General features: G+C 62.6%; 17 protein-coding genes. 7 read left to right on the top strand and 10 right to left on the bottom strand.

The window, feature by feature from the left end; genetic code table 11:
• Window positions 1–7: 7 nt before the first annotated feature.
• The 4 genes from IPM16_18125 to IPM16_18110 all read right to left on the bottom strand — a co-directional run bounded on the left by IPM16_18125 (window position 8) and on the right by IPM16_18110 (window position 5,003).
• Window positions 8–964, bottom strand: coding sequence for an ABC transporter permease (locus tag IPM16_18125; protein ID MBK9125018.1), 957 nt, complete (start codon window positions 962–964; stop codon window positions 8–10).
• A gap of 115 nt (window positions 965–1,079) precedes the next feature.
• Window positions 1,080–2,588, bottom strand: coding sequence for a PD40 domain-containing protein (locus IPM16_18120; protein MBK9125017.1), 1,509 nt, complete (start codon window positions 2,586–2,588; stop codon window positions 1,080–1,082).
• A gap of 25 nt (window positions 2,589–2,613) precedes the next feature.
• Window positions 2,614–4,110 (bottom strand): PD40 domain-containing protein, encoded by a 1,497-nt coding sequence (locus tag IPM16_18115; protein ID MBK9125016.1) that lies wholly within the window; start codon window positions 4,108–4,110, stop codon window positions 2,614–2,616.
• 41 nt (window positions 4,111–4,151) lie between these two features.
• Window positions 4,152–5,003 carry a phosphatidate cytidylyltransferase gene (locus IPM16_18110; protein ID MBK9125015.1) on the bottom strand — a complete coding sequence of 284 codons (852 nt, stop codon included), beginning with the start codon at window positions 5,001–5,003 and terminating at the stop codon, window positions 4,152–4,154.
• Window positions 5,004–5,160: 157 nt separating this feature from the next.
• Between IPM16_18110 and IPM16_18105 the strand changes: the two genes are divergently transcribed.
• Window positions 5,161–6,075 carry an aldo/keto reductase gene (locus IPM16_18105; GenBank protein MBK9125014.1) on the top strand — a complete coding sequence of 305 codons (915 nt, stop codon included), beginning with the start codon at window positions 5,161–5,163 and terminating at the stop codon, window positions 6,073–6,075.
• Window positions 6,076–6,140: 65 nt separating this feature from the next.
• Here IPM16_18105 and IPM16_18100 read toward each other — a convergent pair whose 3' ends face one another.
• The gene (locus IPM16_18100; GenBank protein ID MBK9125013.1) at window positions 6,141–6,296 is read right to left on the bottom strand and encodes a hypothetical protein; all 156 of its coding nucleotides are present in this window, start codon (window positions 6,294–6,296) and stop codon (window positions 6,141–6,143) included.
• 61 nt (window positions 6,297–6,357) lie between these two features.
• On the opposite strand from IPM16_18100, the gene IPM16_18095 reads away from it, so the two are divergent.
• From IPM16_18095 to IPM16_18085, 3 genes are all read left to right on the top strand, one after another.
• Window positions 6,358–7,221, top strand: a complete 864-nt coding sequence (locus tag IPM16_18095) for a sulfurtransferase (GenBank protein ID MBK9125012.1) — start codon at window positions 6,358–6,360, stop codon at window positions 7,219–7,221.
• Window positions 7,222–7,329: 108 nt separating this feature from the next.
• Entirely contained in the window at window positions 7,330–7,782 is a 453-nt protein-coding gene (locus tag IPM16_18090) for a SufE family protein (GenBank protein MBK9125011.1), read from the top strand.
• Between the two features lie 84 nt (window positions 7,783–7,866).
• On the top strand, window positions 7,867–8,418 hold the full coding sequence (locus IPM16_18085; protein MBK9125010.1) for an inorganic diphosphatase: 552 nt from the start codon (window positions 7,867–7,869) through the stop codon (window positions 8,416–8,418).
• 212 nt (window positions 8,419–8,630) lie between these two features.
• Here IPM16_18085 and IPM16_18080 read toward each other — a convergent pair whose 3' ends face one another.
• Window positions 8,631–9,707, bottom strand: coding sequence for a cytochrome c (locus IPM16_18080; protein ID MBK9125009.1), 1,077 nt, complete (start codon window positions 9,705–9,707; stop codon window positions 8,631–8,633).
• 246 nt (window positions 9,708–9,953) lie between these two features.
• Between IPM16_18080 and IPM16_18075 the strand changes: the two genes are divergently transcribed.
• The 3 genes from IPM16_18075 (at window position 9,954) to IPM16_18065 (ending at window position 13,658) form a co-directional block, all read left to right on the top strand.
• A complete protein-coding gene (locus IPM16_18075; protein MBK9125008.1) occupies window positions 9,954–10,991 on the top strand; it encodes a copper oxidase in 1,038 nt (345 codons plus the stop codon).
• A gap of 149 nt (window positions 10,992–11,140) precedes the next feature.
• Window positions 11,141–12,607: an SH3 domain-containing protein gene (locus IPM16_18070; protein MBK9125007.1), complete on the top strand. Its 1,467-nt coding sequence runs from the start codon at window positions 11,141–11,143 to the stop codon at window positions 12,605–12,607.
• A gap of 58 nt (window positions 12,608–12,665) precedes the next feature.
• Window positions 12,666–13,658 (top strand): aldo/keto reductase, encoded by a 993-nt coding sequence (locus IPM16_18065; protein ID MBK9125006.1) that lies wholly within the window; start codon window positions 12,666–12,668, stop codon window positions 13,656–13,658.
• Between the two features lie 375 nt (window positions 13,659–14,033).
• Here the strand turns inward: IPM16_18065 and IPM16_18060 are convergent, their stop codons facing one another.
• The 4 genes from IPM16_18060 to dnaX form a co-directional block, all read right to left on the bottom strand.
• Window positions 14,034–15,170, bottom strand: a complete 1,137-nt coding sequence (locus IPM16_18060) for an META domain-containing protein (protein ID MBK9125005.1) — start codon at window positions 15,168–15,170, stop codon at window positions 14,034–14,036.
• Between the two features lie 25 nt (window positions 15,171–15,195).
• Window positions 15,196–16,167 (bottom strand): nitronate monooxygenase, encoded by a 972-nt coding sequence (locus IPM16_18055; protein ID MBK9125004.1) that lies wholly within the window; start codon window positions 16,165–16,167, stop codon window positions 15,196–15,198.
• 100 nt (window positions 16,168–16,267) lie between these two features.
• On the bottom strand, window positions 16,268–17,704 hold the full coding sequence (locus IPM16_18050; protein MBK9125003.1) for an aminotransferase class V-fold PLP-dependent enzyme: 1,437 nt from the start codon (window positions 17,702–17,704) through the stop codon (window positions 16,268–16,270).
• 85 nt (window positions 17,705–17,789) lie between these two features.
• Complete coding sequence (gene dnaX / locus IPM16_18045) at window positions 17,790–19,358, bottom strand: DNA polymerase III subunit gamma/tau (GenBank protein MBK9125002.1); 1,569 nt, start codon at window positions 19,356–19,358, stop codon at window positions 17,790–17,792.
• Window positions 19,359–19,378 lie beyond the last annotated feature (20 nt).

Here is a 19,378-nt window from a genome sequence, read left to right as displayed (position 1 = left end):
AGAGGCCCTAGATCAAATCCGCGAACGTGCTTTCCGTCCGCCGGAAGTAGTACAACCCGCCGATCAGCAGCAGAATGGACATCGCGGCTGAGATGAGCACGTAAATGCCGGGAGCGGTGTCGACCCCGAGCAGCGCCCAGCGAAATCCTTCGATCACGCCGGTCATCGGGTTGAGCGCGGCCAGCACCTGAAAGACACCATCCAACCGGCTGATCGGGTAGATGACCGGTGTCAGATAGAGCAGGATGCGCACCAAAAAGCCGATCGCCACGGCCACGTCACGGAATCGCACGTTGAGCGCCGCGAACCACAGGCTCAGCGATAGCGCGACAGTGAACGACAGCAGCAGCAGCAGCGGAAGCCAAACGACGTTGGCTGTGATCTCGTAGTTGCGTACGGCGTGATTGAAGGCGTTCAACGCCAAATCGGAGTTGATGAACGGGATCGCGTGATTGACGACAAGCGGCGAGACGGGCGCGACCGCCGCAGCAAAGTAGATGTAAAGGATGGCGAGCATGACCGTGCCCAGGAAGAAGTCGACCAATCCGGACAGGATAGCCGTGACGGGCAGGATCAAGCGCGGGAAGTAGATTTTCTTGATTAGGCTGCTGTTCGAGTTCAGGCTGGTTGACGCTTTAGAGAGGCCGCTCGAGAAGAAATTCCACGGCAGCAGCCCGACATAGCTGAACAACGGATAGGGAATGCCGTCCGACGGCATGCGGGCGATGCGGCCGAACACGAAGCTGAACACGATCATCGTGATGAACGGCTGAAGGATGGCCCAGAAGATGCCCAGCACGGTCTGCTTGTAGCGGATCTTGAGTTCCCGGAAGATCAGAAACAGCGTCATTTCGCGGTACTGCCACAGTTCACCGAGGTTCAGCGGCATCCAGCGTTTGGGCGGCTCAATAACCCGAATCACCGGTTCGGCGGCTTCGGTCACAGGAGGTGTAGCAGTTGACATAGTGCGATGCGGTGTCCGGTCAAGCTGAACGGCAATCATAGCATACGGCCCCGGCACCGTCTATTGCGGCGGCCGGGGCCGTAGTCGTCGTTCAGTCAACGCCTACCGCACGCGATCACTCCACCCACGCGCCGGGGAAGTACATTTCGTCGTCGAACGTGAGCTGGGCGAAGCCGTTGGTCAGCAAGTCGTAGATGAAGATGTTGTAGCCCTCGAGGAAGTTGCTCGCATAGGCCATGTAGCGCGTGTCCGGGCTGAAGACCGGGTGGATTTCATCGATGTCGGGCGTGCGCGTAACCGGGATGATGGTGATCAATCCCTCAATGGTGCGCAGGACGATGTCGCCGTTGCCGGTCTCGGGGTTTTCGTTGACATACGCCACCAGCTTGCCATCGGGCGACCAGCGCGGCATCTTCTCGATCGTCGCGTTGCCGTCCGTCGTCCAGTCTTCACGGTTGCCAGTCAACAGGTCGAACATGACGAGGTCGGTGCCTTGCGATGTCGAGATGCCGTCCGTCCGCACAGCGACAACCTTGGTTCCGCCCGGGGAGATGGTCGGCATATCGTAGTTGAAGCCGTCGGCCGGCGTGATGCGCAGGATCTTATCCCCCGGCCGCTGTGAGTCGAAGACGTACACGCCCCGGTTCTCCTGCGCGTCCAGCGCGCTGAAGACGATCAGCCGGCCATCGGGCGTGAATTGCGGCCAAGTCGTCTCGGAGAACACGGTACCCGTCCCTGCCCATTCGTCTTCCAGCAGCGTACTGAAGGTCGTGATCGGGTCGACGACCGACAGCTCGTTGGCGAAGATGTCCGGGAAGAAGCGGCGGTACACGATGCGGCTTGTACTGACCGCGCTGACCTGATCGCCGCGGTTGGTGCCGGACACTTGGCGAATTGTGCCGTCGTCGACCGAGATGAAGATGACCGGGAAATACCCATCGTTGGTCGCGGCACGACCGCCCCACCCGATGATTTGGCCGGGGAGGCCTTCAGGCCGGGGCACGGGTGTCTCCGTCAGCGTCGGGGTGATGGTCGGGGTTGCCGTGTTTTCCGGCGGCAAGGTCGGGCGCGGTGTGAACGTGTTGGTCGGAACCGCCTCGTAGGTCGCCGTGATGTCGATGATCGCCTGCACGGCGGCTGTTGCGGTAGCGGCGTCCAGCAGCGCGACGGCTGTCGAGGTGTTCCGCTGATCGACCGCGAACTGGGTGAGTTCGAGCAACTCTTCGCTAAGCTCTTCCTGACGAGTCAGGATATAGACGCCGATTACCACGATGGCGATCGCCATGATGGCGATCAGCGCCACGATAACCCGGCGCATACAGCCTCTGTCGCGCTTCTGTGTGGTCGGGTCCTCGCCGATCGAACGGCTGATCGCGAGCTGACCCTCCAGTTTGGCCAGCGCTTCCTGAGCCGGCGCGTTGAACGGCTCGAGATTGACGATGTTCATCAGCGCCACGCGCCGTTCGTCAATGTCGGTCGTGATGCGGGCCAGCAGCGTCCAGGCGCGCGCGTTGCCTTCGTCCTGCTGCAAGACTTTCAAGATCAGCTCGCGCGCTTCGTCACGCTTATTGGCTTTGGCGAGCTCGATCGCTTGTTTCAGCAGGGCGTCGTGGGATGGCGGCATAAGGAGTCCTCAGCAGTTGTTGCGGTTAGTTCGGGTCAAGGCTGCGCGGCCGGAACACCGCGGACAGATCGATGCGGAAGCTCGACGTGATACGCTGCATCTCCGTGCCGTTGTCACGCATGACGTAGGTCTGGAAGCTCGCTTCCTCACGATTGGAGACGAACACAATCCAACGTCCATCGGCGCTGTATGACGGCGACTGGTCTTCCGCGCCGCCGTCGTCAATTGTGACCAGTAGTTCGTTGTTACCGGTGGCGTCCATCGTGTAGATGTCGCCGTCTCCGCGGCGGTCGCTGGCGAACACGACAGTCGATCCATCAGGCGACCACGCGGGCGAGTAGCTGCTGCTGCCGGCATCGGTGGCCTGCATCGCACTGCCGATCGGTTCGCCGGTCTCGGTCACACTCAGGAAGAACAGCTCGGTCGTGCCGTCACCGGCGAACTCCGCGGAATACACGATCATATCGCCCAGCGGCGACCACGCCGGATCGAACTCGGCGAAGTCGGTGTTGGTCACGCGCTGCAGCCCGATGCCGTCCACACCGACCACCCACAGGTCGGCAGCCGAACCCGGCCCGCTGCTGCTGAAAATGATGTACTGGCCATCGGGCGAGAAGGTCGGGCTAGAGGTGTCGAGCGCGCCGGTCTGCGTGATCGGGCTAGCGGCGTTGGGATCGGTGAGGTTGCCGACGAAAATCTCGGAGCTGATCGAACCACCGTCTTCGCCGAGAATGTCGCGAACGAACGCGAAGTTCTGCCCATCGGGGGCAAATGCCAAATCGCGTATGCGCTCGGCGATCAAACCGTCATCGCTGCCGTCCGCACGCACCGCATACAGGGCAGGCTCGGCGACTGCAGGGTCTTGACTGACGTAGTACACATCGAACGTAGAAAGCTCGAGCGGCGGCGTGACCTGCGGCGTCGGCGTCGTGGTGGGCGTGACGGTCGGGGTAACAGTGGCGGGAAGCGTCGGCGCCGACCGCGTGATCAATTCGATCGGGACAGGCGTCGTCGAAGGCAGAGGGAGCGGCGTTTCGGTTGGAAGAGCGGTGTTGTTGATCTGCGCAGAGACGCGTCGGGTCGCGGTTGGGGTTGGCGTGCTGGGGTTCAGCGCGCCGCTGCCGAACAGAATGATGCCGACACCGGCTAACAACAGGGCGAGCGCGGCGATCACGAAAATAAGCCCGGTCATGCCGCTGCGGCGCCGCGGCGCGCCCGGCGTTAGGTTTGCCGGTCGCCCCCCGCCGACGTTGGCGGGTCGCAGCGTCGATTCGTCGCCCAAGCGCGAAAGCGCCTCCCGCGCACGCTGGTTCCGCGGGTTGATCTCAAGCACACGGCGCAAGTAGTCGCGACGTTCGTTGGCATTGGTCGCAACGGTCGCCAACCAGATCCACGCCAGTTCGTTACGTTCATCTTGGCTGACGACTTCTTCCAACAAGCGGCGCGCCGTCGCGCGGTCGCCCGACTTTGCGGCTTCGACGCCTTGGTTCAACTTGCGCTGGATGTCCGAGTTACCTGCCACGCAAAGCTCCTTCGCGTAAGTCGAGCTTTCCTAATAATACCCTACAGCATACCAATAATCGTCAATACTATCGCAAGGAAGGGCGCAACCAGAAGTAACGAATCTGTGCGGTCGAGCACGCCGCCGTGCCCCGGGATGACATTGAAACGCGGCAGGTGCGAGTCTTTGACATCGAAGTACCGTTTCAGGGCGCTTTCAAGCAGGTCGCCTATCACGGCCAGCGGTGGGCCAAGAAGCGGGATAATCAGCGACGACAGGGTGAGGCCGCCGGCCATCGCCAGTACAGCCGCGGCCAGCACGGCGCCGCCGACCAGACCGATCACCATGCCTTCGACGGTCTTCTTGGGCGAAATCCGCGGCGCGAGCGGGGTCCTGCCGAACATCCGTCCACCGAAATACGCGAACGTGTCGCTGCCCGCGGTAATCATAAGCGCCAGCAGCACGCCGAATACGCCCAGTTCGCGGCGCAGCAGCACCGTGATTCCGAGAGGGACAGCCACGTAGACCAAACCGAGAATGGTCATGAGTGCTGCGCCGGATGTCCGCTGCAAGAACCGCGCACCGATCAGCGCGCCGACCGCCGCGGCAACCAATGCCCCGACGACGACCGCAGTCTCACCCAGTTCGAACCCGACAACGATCACAGCCGCCGCCGGAGCACCGACCCACGCCACACCCTCGATCGGACGGCCATGCGCCAAGGCGCAGAATTCCACCACACCGACCATAGCGCCAAACGCCACGAAGATTGTCCACGGCCACTCGCCCCACGCGAGGCATGTGAGCGCGACGACGAGCCAAATCAGGCCGAAGACAAAGCGCTGCCCCATGTTGGACAGCGCCGAACGGCCTGCCGTCGTCGTGGCGGAAGTCGTCGATTTGGGACGTTGCATGCTGCGCACTGCCCTTCGCGGGCGGCCGAAAACCTCACCGAATTATAGCACCGAGATGAATCGGTACGTCAATCATGCCGGGGCAGCGCCGGGGGGCCGGCAGTGGTGCGGTACACTGTGTCACGCAAGTGCACAGAGGGATGAAGGAGACTGCGGAATGAAGTATCGTCAACTTGGAAGCCTATCGGTGTCGATCGTCGGCATCGGATGCAACAACTTCGGCGGGCGCATCGACGAACCGGCCGCCCATGCCGTCGTGCATGCGGCGCTCGACACCGGCATCAACTTCTTCGACACGGCGGATGTGTACGGCAGCACGAAGAGCGAGGAGTACCTCGGGCGGGCGCTCGGCGATCGGCGCGGCGAGGCGCTGATCGCCACCAAGTTCGGACATCGCATCGATGACCAGCGCAAAGGAGCGCACCCCGAGTACATCCGGCAAGCAGTAGAAGACAGCTTGCGCCGTCTTGGCACCGATGTGATCGACCTGTATCAGCTCCACACGCCCGATGCGACCGTTCCGATCGCCGATACGTTGGGCGCGCTAGATGACTTGGTGAAGGCTGGCAAGGTGCGCCAAATCGGGTGTTCGAACTTCACCGTCGAGATGCTGCAGGAGGCCGAGGCTGCGGTGAAGCCGGGGGCGGCGCGCTTCGTCAGCGTGCAGAACCACTACAGCCTGTTCCACTTCAAGCCCGAACTGCCTGTGATCGCTGAGTGCGCCCGCGCGAGCATCGGTTACTTGCCGTATTTCCCGCTGGCCAGCGGTCTGCTGACCGGCAAATACCGGCGCGGCGAGCCGGTCACCAGCGGCCGGTTAGCGAATTCGCCGCGCAAAGACCAGCTTCTCACCGAGGAGAACTTCGACAAGGTCGAACAGCTTACGGCGTACGCCGAGCAGCGTGGTCACACGATTCTGGATTTGGCGTTTGGCTGGCTGTTATGGCATCAAGTCATCCCGTCGGTCATCGCCGGGGCGACCAAACCCGAGCAGGTGCATGCCAACGCCGCGGCTTCGTCATGGATATTGACGGACGACGAGGTAGCCGAGATCAACGCGATCATGGCGTAGCGACCGTACCTGTATCGTTACCGGCATGCGCCGTGGGGCAGTCTTGCGCATGATCCGGGGGCGTGTTAAACCATTAGGCATGGAGACGATGTTGACCGCTTCGTGTTGTTGTACCGCCAAAACGCGCCGCTGCGGCGTGCGCATTGGCTGAGCAGCACCCGCAGGCGGATCACATCTACGCCTGCGACGATGTCGAGCCAGCCAAGCCCAGGCTGGCTCATTTCATTTCTACCGAGGAAGTCCACCGAGTTCGCACCGAGCGATATGGGAGGAATACGAAGCATGAATGATATTCAAGGCCGTGGTTACGCCAATCCTGATGTGTTGGTCTCGACTGGGTGGCTCGCCGAGCACCTTACCGATCCCAGCATCCGCATTGTTGAATCGAACGAAGACCCGCTGCTGTATCCGTCCGGCCATGTGCCCGGCGCGGTGCAGATCGACTGGACACACGACCTGAACGACCCCGTTCTGCGCGACTACCTCGACAAAGCCGGGTTCGAGGCGTTGATGTCCCGCAACGGCATCGGCAACGACACCACGGTCGTGTTTTATGGCGACAAGAACAACTGGTGGGCGTGCTATGCCTTCTGGGTCTTCCAGCTCTTCGGCCATACCAATGCGAAGGTGGTCGATGGCGGCCGTGCCAAGTGGGAGCTGGAAAAGCGCCCGCTGACGCGCGAAGTGCCGACCTATCCGGCGACATCCTACACAGCCCCTGAACGTGACGATACGGTAATCCGCGCGTTCCGCGATCAGGTGCTGGCGCACGTACGCGCAGGCAGGCCGTTGGTAGATGTCCGCAGCCCCGGCGAGTACTCCGGCGAGCTGCTGCACATGCCCAACTATCCGCAGGAAGGCGCACTGCGCGGCGGTCATATCCCCGGCGCGGCAAGCGTGCCGTGGGCGCGCGCTGCCAATCCGGAAGACGGCACCTTTAAGACAGCCGACGAACTGTGTGCGATTTACGAGGGCGAAAAAGGCCTCAAGGCCGACGACGATATCGTCGCCTACTGCCGTATCGGCGAACGCAGCAGCCATACGTGGTTCGTGCTCAAGTATCTGCTCGGCTATAAGAACGTGCGTAACTACGACGGCTCGTGGACGGAGTGGGGCAACTCGGTCGGCGTGCCCATCGAGAAGTAGCCATGTAGCGACGCGAGAGCGCAGGCCCGGAAGAAGATAAAGTCTGCCGGGCCTGCGTTTGCGTTTGGTACAATCGAACGTGACGATCACCACAACCTAAAGAGTCCCATGAGCAACTATCCACCCAAACTTGCCGAGCTGGTCGAGGACTTTCAGTCGATCACCGACCGCTCCGAACGTGCCGAAGCTCTGATTGAAATTGCCGACCGCTTCCCGGAGGTGCGCGTCCCGGCGCACGTCGCGCAGAAGCCGTATCCCGAAGAGAATCACGTGACGTTCTGCGAAAGTGACGCCTACGTGTGGGCCATCGACAATCCGGACGGCACGGTGAAGTATTACTTCGACGTGCTCAACCCGCAGGGCTTGTCGGCGATGGCGATCTCGGTCGTGCTGGACGAGGCGTACTCCAATCAGCCCGTTGAACATGCCGCGGCGCTCGATACCGAGCTGGTATTCAAGCTGTTCGGGCGCGAAATCTCGATGGGCAAGGGGCAAGGGCTGATGGGCATTATCGCCATGGTGCGCGGCGAGGCCCAAAAGCGCATGCAGAAGTCGAACTAGCCGGCCCCAAGTCTTCGCTATAATGATGCCGGGCAGAGGCCGCCACGGTGCCTCTGGCGAGCTGCGCAGACAGGACAACCCTCCATGACCCTCCATCTCTGGCACAACTTGGCTTCGGGGCCGTCCGCGCCCGACGTGATCTACGCGGTTGTCGAAGTGCCGAAAGGCAGCCGCAATAAGTACGAGTACAGCAAGAAGGCCGGCGTCATCAAGCTCGACCGCGTGCTGTACAGCCCTCTGCACTACCCGGGCGACTACGGGTTCATTCCGCAGACGTTCTGGGGCGACGGAGACCCGCTTGACATCCTCGTGATGATGAACGAGCCGACCTTTCCGGGCTGTGTGATCGAAGCGCGACCGGTCGGCATGTTCAAGATGATCGACAAGGGCGAGCAGGACTATAAGGTGCTGGCCGTCCCGGCCACCGACCCCAACTTCGACGAATACCGCGACCTCGACGACTTGCCGAAGCACTTCCCGAAGGAAGTCGCGCATTTCTTCACCGTATATAAGCACCTTCAAGGCACGGAAGTGACCAACGAGGGCTGGGTGGGCGCGGCAGAAGCCAAACAAGCCGTGTTGGAAGGCATTCGTTTCTACCGCGAGACGTTCCCGCCGGTCGGGCAGGGCGTTTGACTTAGGGCGCCGCCCCAAACCCCGCCAGAAGGCTTTCGCCCGCTGGACTTCCATTCATGCGATATTGGCCGCACGCGGCCGATTTCGCAGAACTTGGGTCAAGAGAGGTATGCACCCCTTGTCGCGATGTGGAGGCAAAGCCTCCGCACGAACGAAATCAAAAGCCCCGCCGTGCAGCGGGGCTTTTCTGTGTGCCGTGATGTCAGTGAACGCTATCGCTGCACGCCGGGCAGCGAGTACAGGTATCCGATCAACCCCAGAAGCTGCTCGTCGGTGAGCTGCGGATAACCGCCGCGGTACGGGTGCATGAAGCCGTCCGTTTCCGGATTGGCCGGCGGGTGGGCCGTAGTGAACATTTCAAACAAAGCCGCCCCGTTGGCATCCTGCAGCAGTTGGCTGTCCGCGAGAGCGGGGCCGTTGCTGGACACCCCTTCGCCTTGCAGGCCGTGACAACCCGCGCAGGCAAAGTTGTAGTTGAACTGCGCGCTGGTGAAGAACGCGTCCTCGCCACGATCGGCCGTTTCGTCACGCGGGGCGGTAATGCCCGTGAGCGGAATCGGTACGAATTCGGCTGCTTCAACAGGCTCCGTGACTTCTGGAGCGTCTGTCGCTGCGGCTTCGACGGTGGTATCGGTGGTCGAGGCGTCGGTTGTCGTATCCGTCGTCGACGTATCGGTCGTGTCTGATGTCGTATCGGCCGGGGCATCCTCGACGATCGGCACGTCCGGATTCAGGCTGCGGAGGTAGACGATCACCGCGGCGAGGTCTTGGTCGGTGAGCGATGGGTTGCCGCCGCGTGCCGGCATCGCAACGCCGGTGGTGTTCGCCGGGTCGGTCACTTGACGCCCGACTTTGACGAATTCGAGCAGTGCGGTATTGGAGTGCGTGTTCACGAACTCGTTGCCGATGAAGCTCGGCCCCAAGCCGCTGATGCCGCCGCCGTTGAAGCCGTGGCAGGCCGTGCACGCCGACGAGAAGATGCGTTCGCCAATGCTCCGGCGCGACGGGTCGAACATACTGACCTGTGTGGGCGCCGGTGTCGGGGTATTGGTCGGGCGCGGTGTGGGTGTCGACGTCGGCGGCGGGGTCGGCGTCGGCGGGACAGGCGTCGCTTCTGTGGCGCGCCGCGCGATGGCCGTCAAATCCGGCGTTGGCGGTTGAGGTAGCGGCGGTACGTACAGCGCGGCAAGAATCACCAACACCACGACAAGATTGATGATCAGGATGAGCGCGGCGAAGTTGCCTAGACCCGCATCGCGCGAGGAATCGTTCTGGTTGTGATCGGACATTGGGCTTCCCTGCCAATTTGAGACAACACATCATCACGTGGCATCCCGGTGGCTGCCACGACAGAAATCTATCTTATGCGGAGTGGCGAACTAATCTCAATGACCTTTGTCACAAAAAACCGGTGACGTTTAACCGCCAGAAATTCAGACCACAAAAGTACACTGTTCGGATGCAGGAGGCAAGGTCTCCTGTTATCATTCCGTCTTTGTGGAGCGCGCTGCTCCATGTCGTAGCACCGAGGAGAAATGAGCATGTCGAAGTTAGACCGCCGGAGCTTCATGAAGATCATTGGTGCGGGCGCGGCCAGCATCGGCGCAGGTGCGCTGATCGGACGCACCGACACCAGCTATGCCCAGACCGACCCGACCCCGGCCGGAGCGCCACTGACTCAAGAACAGCTCGACGCCGTAACCGAGATGGACAACCTGCACGCCGAAGGCGTACAGATCTTCCTCGACAATATCGGCAAGGATGAGCTGTACTGGCACCGTCCGCTTGAATTCACGATGGACGGCGACACCAAGGTCTTCGAGCTGACCTGCCAGATGGTCGATTGGGAGACGCGCGAGGGCGTCGTGTTCCCCGCCATGTCCTATAACGGTATCGTCCCCGGCCCGGAGATCCGCGTGACCGAGGGCGACAACGTCCGCGTGCTCGTGCACAACCAACTTCCGGAAAGCACTTCGGTCCACTGGCACGGCGTGATCGTCCCCAACAACATGGACGGCGTGCCGTTCGTCACTCAGCCTCCGATTAAGCCCGGCGAGACGTTCACGTACGAATTCATCGCCAAGCCGGCCGGATCGCACATGTATCATTCGCACCACAACGCGGCCGAGCAGGTCACCCGCGGTTTGTTGGGCGCATTCATCATCGAACCTGCTGACAAGTCGCGCGAGCCGCAGGTCGACGCCGACTACACGATGATCCTCAACGACTCGTCGCTGGGCTTCACCCTCAACGGCAAAGAGTTCCCGTACACGCAGCCGATTCTGGCGCGCAAGGGCGACAAGATCCGCGTGCGTTACATGAACGAAGGCCTGATGATCCACCCCATGCATCTGCACGGCATTCCGCAGTTGGTGGTCGCCAAGGACGGGTGGAACCTGCCGGTGCCGTACATGGCCGATACGGTCAATATCGCCCCCGGCGAACGGTACGACGTCATCATCGACTGCACTGAACCCGGATTGTGGGCGTTCCACTGCCACATTTTGACCCACGCCGAATCGCGCCATGGCATGTTCGGCATGGTGACCGTGCTGGGTGTCGAGGACGTCTAAGCCGGTTTCGTCTTTCTCACGACAACGCAAATGCCGCAGGCCCCGACGCGCCTGCGGCGTTTTCTTTTGGTGAAGTGCGGTCCCCGGATTTTGCGAACCTATCGTATATTCAGGATATGGAGTCTTTGCCAACACCCAAGGGGCGATTCGTGTTTCCAAAACGACTTGTTGCGATCATGCTGCTTTTTGTCCTGCTCGTGCCGGCGGCCGCTCAAACCGCCACAACGTCGCCGATCCTGACGATCGACGGCGACCTGTACCGGATTGACGGCAGCGCGGTGATCGCGTTGACCAACTCCGGCTACGTCACCGATGCGGTGCTTTCGCCGGACGGCCGGCTCGTCGCGTATGCTGACATCCCGCAGGTCGTGCGCGACGTGTACGAGCGCGGCGGCGGCATGAGCGGCCCGCAGCCCAACGACATCCACGTGCTTGACCTCGAAGCCGGTCAGGTACGCGTGCTCACGCTGCAGCCCGATCCAGCCTATTACGCCGACGAGAGTCAGCCGGACAACGTCTTCGCGCGGTCGGCCCCCGTGTGGTCGCCGGACGGCACAGGGCTGGCGTGGACGAATTATGCGTTCGACCTCGGCGCCGTTACACTCGGGACGTACAACCTGTTCACCGGCGAACTGCGCGAGCTGCCGCTCGACCTGCCGGAGTTGTACGGAATCCCCGGCCCGCTGCGCGTGTTGTGGCTCACCTCCGGCTTCGTCATACCCGCCTACGTCATCGATCAAGCGACCGGTCTCGAACGGCTTCAGATTCGGGTCTATTCGCCCGAAGACGGCAGCCTGATAACGGCCCACGACATCGAACCGGCTAGTGCCGAGCCGCCGTTTGTCGATCTGTTTGTCACGCAGGGCGACGCAGACTATTACGCACAGTACCGTGCGGACAGCGGGTCATGGCTGCTGACCGACATCGGCAGCGGCGAACGGTTCACGACCGCATTCAGCCCCATGCTGGTCAGCCGGGTACAGCCGGAGACGTCCGTGCGCTTTGCGCTTGGCGAATTGGTGCCGTACGAGAGACCGCTCGCCGGCCAGTCGACCACGCACTTCGAAGCGGCGATCTACGATGCGAATGGCGGGATCGTCGTCGGGTCGTACGACATCCTGTTCCCGGACACCGAAATGTCCAACGTGGTATCCGTGTCGCCGGACGGGCAGGCTGCGGCGTACCGTGTCTATAACCCGGACACGCGTGTGTACGACTCGTCGCAGGTGTTCATGACCGATCGAGGCCCGGTCGCCATTCCAGACGGCGCGTTCGTCGATGGCATGACATGGGGCGCGCAGATGTGGTGGTATCCGGCCGACGTCGTGCTGGAACCCTTTGAAGAAGTGGACGTTTTCGACTGTCCCGGGGCGCTCGCGCCGCGGCTGGTGACCGGCGGGCGGGCGGTTGTGCTGCCCGGCGCGCCAAACCGCATCCGCGGGACGCCGTCGATCAGCGGCACGGTTGTGGCGCAAATCCCGTCCGGCGAGACGTTCGACGTGCTGGGCGGGCCGGAGTGCGCCGACGGCATCGTGTGGTGGCGGGTGAGCTACGGCGGCGCGACGGGCTGGACAGCCGAAGGCACCGACGCCTACTTTGTCGAACCGCTGCGGTAGTGCCGCCACTGCGGCTGCATTGAGAACAGGTTCGCAGAGAAAGAAGAAAGGGACGACCGTGATCTACCGTCGGCTTGGCAAATCAGGCCTCAAAGTCAGTGCGATATCCTACGGATTCTGGGCCATGTTCAGTGGTCAGCCAGATATCGACTTGGTCCTGGAGTGTCTAACCGCGGCATATGACGCGGGCTGCAATTACTTCGACAATGCTGAGGTCTACGGTGACGGCCAATCTGAAATACTGATGGGCGCGGCGCTCAAGAAGGCGGGCTGGTCGCGCGATAGCTACATCGTGTCCAGTAAGGTCATGCATGGATCGTACGGGAAAGATGCCAGACCAACGCAACTGGGACTTAGCCGTAAGCACGTTTTCGAAGCCTGTCACCAAGCCTGCCAACGGCTGCAAGTCGACTATCTGGATCTGTATTTCTGTCATCGTCCCGACCCAGAAGTGCCCGTTGAGGAAACCGTGCGGGCGATGACAGAACTTATCTTGCGCGGCGATGTGCTCTACTGGGGTACGTCCGAATGGCCCGCCTCACTAATCATGGAGGCCTATACCGTGGCGCGTCAGTACGGCCTGATCCCACCGACTATGGAGCAGCCCCAATACAATCTGCTGCACCGCTATCGCGTGGAGCAGGAATACAGCCAGCTCTACGAGACGATTGGTTTGGGGACAACGGTCTTCTCTCCATTGGCCGCAGGACTGGTGAGTGGCATATACAACGAAGGCATCCCCGCCGATTCGCTGGCGAACCAGCCGGGTCTGGAGTGGCTTCGAGAACGCCTGGAAGGCCCCGTGGGTGAGGCGCGTCTCAAGGCGATTCGCACATGGGCCAAGATCGCAGCTGAACTCGGTACGACCATGCCGCGTTTGGCACTGGCTTGGTGCCTTCAGAACCCCAATGTGAGTACAGCCATCATGGGCGCAACGCGTCCCGAACAGGTAATCGAGAACATGCATGCTGTCGAATTGCTCCCGATGCTTACGGACGCGGTTATGGCGATGATTAACGCCGTGAGCGTGGAAGGCATCGAGGTGGATTAGGCATTCGTCACTGGGACGACGAACACAATATAGACCCGCCCCAACGTTCTGCCGGGGCGGGGTTCGGAGTGGCGTGCGGCGTTTCTGTACGCCGAATGGCAGGACACTGGCGCGGCTGCGCGTCCGCGTTTGCTCGAGCAATGGAACAATGGCGCCGTCGGCAACGGTGATACTCGGCCGTCAGGCACCTGGGGGCGCAACCGCCGGGGAGACCACGCGAAGCCCGTTCAACGAGACACCATCGCCCCCCCGCGCCGCCCAATGCCCCCCCCCCCCCCCCCCCCCCCCTGACAAGGCCATTTCACAGTCCAGCGACCCCCCCTGCATGTCCAGGCCAGCGCCCCGAACTCCAGCGCCCCCCCCAGGTTGGCGCGGCTACGGCACGCGGACGAGCACCAGTGTCGCATTTGTGCCGGCGCCGCGAGTGAGTACCGGCGCGATCGTGTCGCTGGTGAACCACAGCGCACCGTCGACGCGAATCTGCGCCCGCACCGAGTACATCGCGCGGTCGTCGAGCTGCGCCGGATCGTACGGCAGTTCGAACGTGAACGGGACGTTGGCGCCGCCGCTGACGATCGTCTGCGAGACCGACACCGTGGCTGGCGCGTCCGCGCGTGCGACGTCCTCGATGGTGACTGTTATCTCGGCGTTGGCGGGCAAGGCGATACGTTCACGGTAAGTTACAGTCACCGTCACGACGGGCAGCACGGCGTCGAAGATCAGTTCCTGCTCGTCGCCGTAGACGATCACCAGTTGTCCGTCAGCAATACGGTATGCCGTCGCGGCTTCCAGCGCGGTTAGGAACGCGCGTTCCTGCGCCATGATCGCTTCTGTACACGCCATGCGTGTGGTCACGAACGGGCCGAACGATAGCGTATCGCCGTCGACGGTATAGCTGCCCGAGTAGCGATTGCAGCCCGCGCTGCCGGACACACCCTCGCCGTCAAAGACAAGCGTGATTTCCGTGCCGTCGACCAGCGCCGCGCCGTCGATCGAGACGAGCGTCCATTCAGCGCCTTCCAGCGATAGAGCGGATGCAAACACGAGTTCCTGTCCTTCTCCGTATGTGATCACGAGCTGGCCGTTGGCCCATTCAACGCCGGTTGCGGACTGCAGCGCGGCGAGATACGCGCTCTCCTGCTGCATAATCGACTCTTCGCAGGCCATCATTGTGCTGAACAGCGAGCCAAAGGTCAGCGAGTCGCCGTCGAGGGTGTACTCGCCGCCGTACGAATTGCAGCCAGCGGACCCGCCAGCACGGCCGTCCTCGTCGAAAGTCAGCGTGATTTCGGTGCCGTCTAGGACTGCCTGTCCGTCAATGGACACGAGCGTCCATGCGGTGTCTGAAAGGCTTGGCGCATCTTGCGCCGAAGCGAGCGGGGCTGCTGCGAGGAGCAGCACGACAATGAGAGTGAATACGGCAGCGAGTTGTTTCACGTCTTCCTCCAGAACTGCATACGATACCAACACCATCGTAAACGGTAAGGCGGTCGTGTTTGTTCCGGATTTCACGAAGCTCTCATATCGAACCGTTCATTCACTGTACGGCCTCGCGTGCAAGGCGGCCGAGGATTCGCTCTGCCTCTGCGACGATCTCGCGCACGACCTCCGCTGCGGGTTGAAGCCTGTCGATGCGACCGGCGCCCACACCGGCGAGCAGCGCCATTCGGCTTCGGTCGCCCTCGGCGTATGCGCGCCGGAACTTCTCGCGCTCTTGATCCAAGACTGCGCGCAGTTCGTCTTCACGGCCGATCCAGTCCGCCATCGCGTTGCGGATGGCGCGCACCTGTATGCCGGGCCAGTCATGGCCCCACAGCATATCCCACACACCGTCCTCTCCGCTGGCGACCGTGTCGCCCAGCCCCGCCTTCAATATCTCTTGCTTGTGGATCGCAGACACGGAGCACTCCTCGGTTGCCAGGAAGCGCGTACCCATGAGGACGCCGGCGGCCCCCAAACACATCGCCGCGGCTAGTCCTCGTCCGTCCACGATGCCGCCCGCCGCCAACACCGGCCTTGACCCGGCGGCTGCGACGACCTCCGGCAGAAGGCTCATCAGCGGCAGCAGCCCGACATGACCGCCGCCCTCACAGCCCTGCGCCACCAACACATCGACGCCGACATCACAGGCTTGGCGGGCTTCTTGGACGGTAGTGATCTGATGAATGACCTTCGCTCCCGCGGCATGCGCCTGCTTGACCGGCGTTTCGGGATCGCCGCGAAAGAACGAAAACACGGGGACTTTCTGGTCGAGGCACACGCGAAACGTCTCTTCGTTGCGCAGATGCAGCACGAAGTTGACGCCGAACGGCCGGTCGGTCAGCGATCGAATCCTGTCGATGTCGTCGCGGGCTCTTTCGGGGCTGCGATCGAGGCATCCCAGCACGCCGAGGCCGCCGGCATTGGACACCGCCGCGACGAGTTCCGGGCTGGTGTAGCCGCCCGCCATTCCGGACTGCACAATTGGATGATCGATGCCCAAGACCTGACAGGCGCTGGTGCGAATCATTTTCGATTTCCTTATTAGGCTGCGAGAGGTTGATGGAGACTGCTTTACACAATCTACAGCAGTTTTCGAATATCCGGCGCGCTTGGTCGGATTCATCCCGTTACGGACGCACGGATCGCATAAACAAATGCCCCCGGACTCTGTCTCGAGTCGTGTCGAGCAGGATGTCGAGGTCTGCCGGCGTGGTGCGGAAGTTGACGTGGCAGGCGCGGATGACCACCTTGCCATCGATCATCGTCGTAGTGATGAACGCGCGCGCACTGGCGTTCGTCCATTCCACCACCTGTCGCTGCAGCGTGTCGAGCTGATCCTCCGGCACGCCGGCGGGGACGAAGCGGAAGCACGTCACGCTCAGCGGGCCGGCGGTCACGACCTCGAAGTCGTCGCGCGCGTACAGCTTGCGGCGCAGGTCGTAGGCCGTGTTGATGTCGTTGGTGATCAGTTCGCGGTAGCCTTCCAGCCCGAAATGCTGGATCGTCAGCCACACCTTCAGCGCGCGGAAGCCGCGCGTTTGCTGCAGGCCGTACTCGCTGAACCACGGCTCGGCGCGGTCTTCCTGCAAGTAGGCCGGCACGAGGCTGAACGTCTCGCGCATGGCCGCGCCGTTGCGGACGATGGCACAGCCGCACTCGACCGGGATATATAGCCACTTGTGCGGGTCGACGGCGATGCTGTCGGCGCGCTCCATGCCGGTGTAGAGGCCGCTGGTCTGCTCGGCCAAGATGCCGAAGCCGCCGTAGGCGCCGTCGATGTGGAACCACAGGCCTTCGGCTTCGCACAGGTCGGCGATTTCGTCCAGCGCGTCGATCGCGCCCGTGTTGGTCGTGCCGGCGCTGGCCGCCACGCACACCGGGCGCAGACCAGCCGCGCGATCCGCGGCGATCGCCTCACGCAGTGCGTTCACGTCCATGCGGTATTGGCTGTCGAGCGGGATCGTGCGCAGGTTGCGCGACCCGATTCCCAGCATGTGGACGGCCTTCTCGATACACGAGTGACCGTGCTGCGAGGTATAGATCACCATCGGTGCCGGTTCGTTCATCATGCCGTTCTCGCGGACGCCGCCATCGCTCATCACGTGGCGCATCACGGCAAGGCAGGTCAGGTTTGCCATGCTCCCGCCGCTGACGAGCAGTCCTTGCGCGTCCTGCGGGAAGCCCAGCATCTCCTTGATCCACGTCAGCGCGGCGCGCTCGACGTAGGTCGCGGCTTGATCGCCGCCGGCCGCGCTCGGGCTCATCGCAGAGGCGATCATGTCGCCGAGGATGCCGATGTGCGACGGCGTGCTGTTGACCCACGCGAAAAAGCGCGGGCTGGGGTTGCCCATCGGATAGGCCAGCACTTCGTCTTCTACGCGGTCGAGAAGGGTGAACGGATCGGCCCCGTGTTCGGGTATCGGCTGGAGCTCAAGCCCATGCCGGATATCGGTCGGGACCGGACGGCGCGTCGGGCCGTCGGGGAGGTTAGCGAGCTGTTCTGCGATCATGTCGATCGCACGATAACCCAGAGCGCGAAAACGCTCCGGATCGAGTCCGGCCATCGGGGTTTGCCTTTCTAGCCAACACGGCTAAACGTGGGACGCACGAAGAATCGTCACGCCCGTAACCCAACCAACTATGTGGATGTCATTCGTTTGGGGAGTCCGGCAGCACGTGTGCCCCCAGTTCACGTGCTGTGGTGAGGAAGGGGTCCTCAGCCACCTGACTGTCCGTGATGCCTTGGCGGGCAGCGTCTCCCACGAGTTCGACCTGAATTCTCAACCACAGGCCGTGGACGTCGTTAAGGGCTCGGGAGATGGCTTTTAGCTTCTGGTCTTGCCCGGCCAGTCGCTTATAGTATACGGCATTATCTGTCGCAATGTACAGCAAATTGCCGTCCACTCGCGAAATCCTAAAGTGTTCTAGCACCGCGGGGCCGGTCGAGCTGTAACGCTCGAGGGCCTTGAGCGTCTGGCCCCACTTCTGCGCGATGTCGGCAGGGGGAATGATCGGCGGGGTGCCGGGCGGTGTCGACTCGATGGCCGGATCAGGCTGGGTGGGCTGCTGCGCCGGCGCGAGGCCAGCTTGCGGGCGACCCGCGGCAGGCTCGGCATACGCCACCGGCTCTGGTTCGGCGGCCCGCAGCGTCTCGATCAGCGCCAGTTCAAGCGGCAGTTGGGGCTGCCACCCGCCGCGGCTGTCGTTGACCGCATCGTTGAACGCGCGCACCGCCCGCACCAGCCTTGAACGCGGGATGGCATCGGCGTGATGTGCGTACAACTCGCGTTCTTGCGTCGACGCGTCGATCAAGTCCGGCCCGGCGGTTTGGGTGAGCAGCACCGACCGCAAATGCTCGACCGTCAAACGCGCATATTGGCGGGGGTCGCTGCCGTGGTCGATGGCGCTGTTGAGCACGTATAGCCCGCGCGTGAGGTCTTCGTTGGCGATGGCGTCGATCAACTCAACGACCGCCTGCCGGTTGCCTGTGCCGAGGATTTGCTGCGCAAGGTCGAGCGTAATGACATCGTTCGGATCGCTGACCATTTGGTCGAGCAGGCTGATCGAATCGCGCACGCTGCCGGTGCCCTGCCGGGCGACCAGTTCGAGCGCCGCGCGTTCGACCTTCAGCCCTTCCGCCGACGTGATCTGTTCGAGCCGGTCTGCGACCTGTTGAACGGACACGCGCCGGAACTCGAACTGCAAGCAGCGGCTCTTGATGGTCTGCGGGACCTTGTCGATCTCGGTAGTCGCCAGCACGAAGATGGCATGACCGGGCGGCTCTTCCAGCGTCTTGAGGAGCGCATCGAACGCGCTGCCGCTGAAGCGGTGGACTTCGTCGATGATGTAGACCTTGTAGCGCCCTTCGGCCGGCGAGAACTGGATCTTCTCGCGCAGGTCGCGTACGTCGTCCACGCCCGTGTGGGTGGCCGCGTCGATCTCGATCAGGTCGAGGTAGCGGCCCTCGTTGACCGTACGGCACGCCTCGCACTCGTCGCACGGGCGCGCTTCGATGTCGGGGTGGGTGCAGTTGACGGCTTTCGCCAGCAGGCGCGCCATGGTGGTCTTGCCGGTGCCGCGCGGGCCGCTGAACAGGTACGCGTGCCGGATGCGCCCGGTCTTGAGCGAGCTGCGCAGCGTATGCACGATGTGTTCCTGCCCGACGACGTCGTCAAACGTGGTCGGCCGCCACTTGAGATACAGGGCTTGTTCGGGCACAGCACACCTCCACCGGTTCG

The organism is Candidatus Flexicrinis affinis (assembly GCA_016716525.1).
Classification (GTDB): Bacteria; Chloroflexota; Anaerolineae; order Aggregatilineales; family Phototrophicaceae; genus Flexicrinis; species Flexicrinis affinis.
The sequence above is the reverse complement of the archived record's forward strand: the minus strand, read 5'-3'. Positions and strand labels throughout refer to the sequence as shown.

Excerpts from the sequence above, each read along its gene's own strand:
- IPM16_18095 (MBK9125012.1), top strand. The coding sequence starts at position 6,358 with ATGAATGATATTCAAGGCCGTGGTTACGCCAATCCTGATGTGTTGGTC.
- IPM16_18090 (MBK9125011.1), top strand. The coding sequence starts at position 7,330 with ATGAGCAACTATCCACCCAAACTTGCCGAGCTGGTCGAGGACTTTCAG.
- IPM16_18120 (MBK9125017.1), bottom strand. The coding sequence starts at position 2,588 with ATGCCGCCATCCCACGACGCCCTGCTGAAACAAGCGATCGAGCTCGCC.
- IPM16_18105 (MBK9125014.1), top strand. The coding sequence starts at position 5,161 with ATGAAGTATCGTCAACTTGGAAGCCTATCGGTGTCGATCGTCGGCATC.
- IPM16_18080 (MBK9125009.1), bottom strand. The coding sequence starts at position 9,707 with ATGTCCGATCACAACCAGAACGATTCCTCGCGCGATGCGGGTCTAGGC.
- IPM16_18100 (MBK9125013.1), bottom strand. The coding sequence starts at position 6,296 with ATGAGCCAGCCTGGGCTTGGCTGGCTCGACATCGTCGCAGGCGTAGAT.
- IPM16_18055 (MBK9125004.1), bottom strand. The coding sequence starts at position 16,167 with ATGATTCGCACCAGCGCCTGTCAGGTCTTGGGCATCGATCATCCAATT.
- IPM16_18110 (MBK9125015.1), bottom strand. The coding sequence starts at position 5,003 with ATGCAACGTCCCAAATCGACGACTTCCGCCACGACGACGGCAGGCCGT.
- IPM16_18085 (MBK9125010.1), top strand. The coding sequence starts at position 7,867 with ATGACCCTCCATCTCTGGCACAACTTGGCTTCGGGGCCGTCCGCGCCC.
- IPM16_18125 (MBK9125018.1), bottom strand. The coding sequence starts at position 964 with ATGTCAACTGCTACACCTCCTGTGACCGAAGCCGCCGAACCGGTGATT.
- IPM16_18075 (MBK9125008.1), top strand. The coding sequence starts at position 9,954 with ATGAGCATGTCGAAGTTAGACCGCCGGAGCTTCATGAAGATCATTGGT.
- IPM16_18050 (MBK9125003.1), bottom strand. The coding sequence starts at position 17,704 with ATGGCCGGACTCGATCCGGAGCGTTTTCGCGCTCTGGGTTATCGTGCG.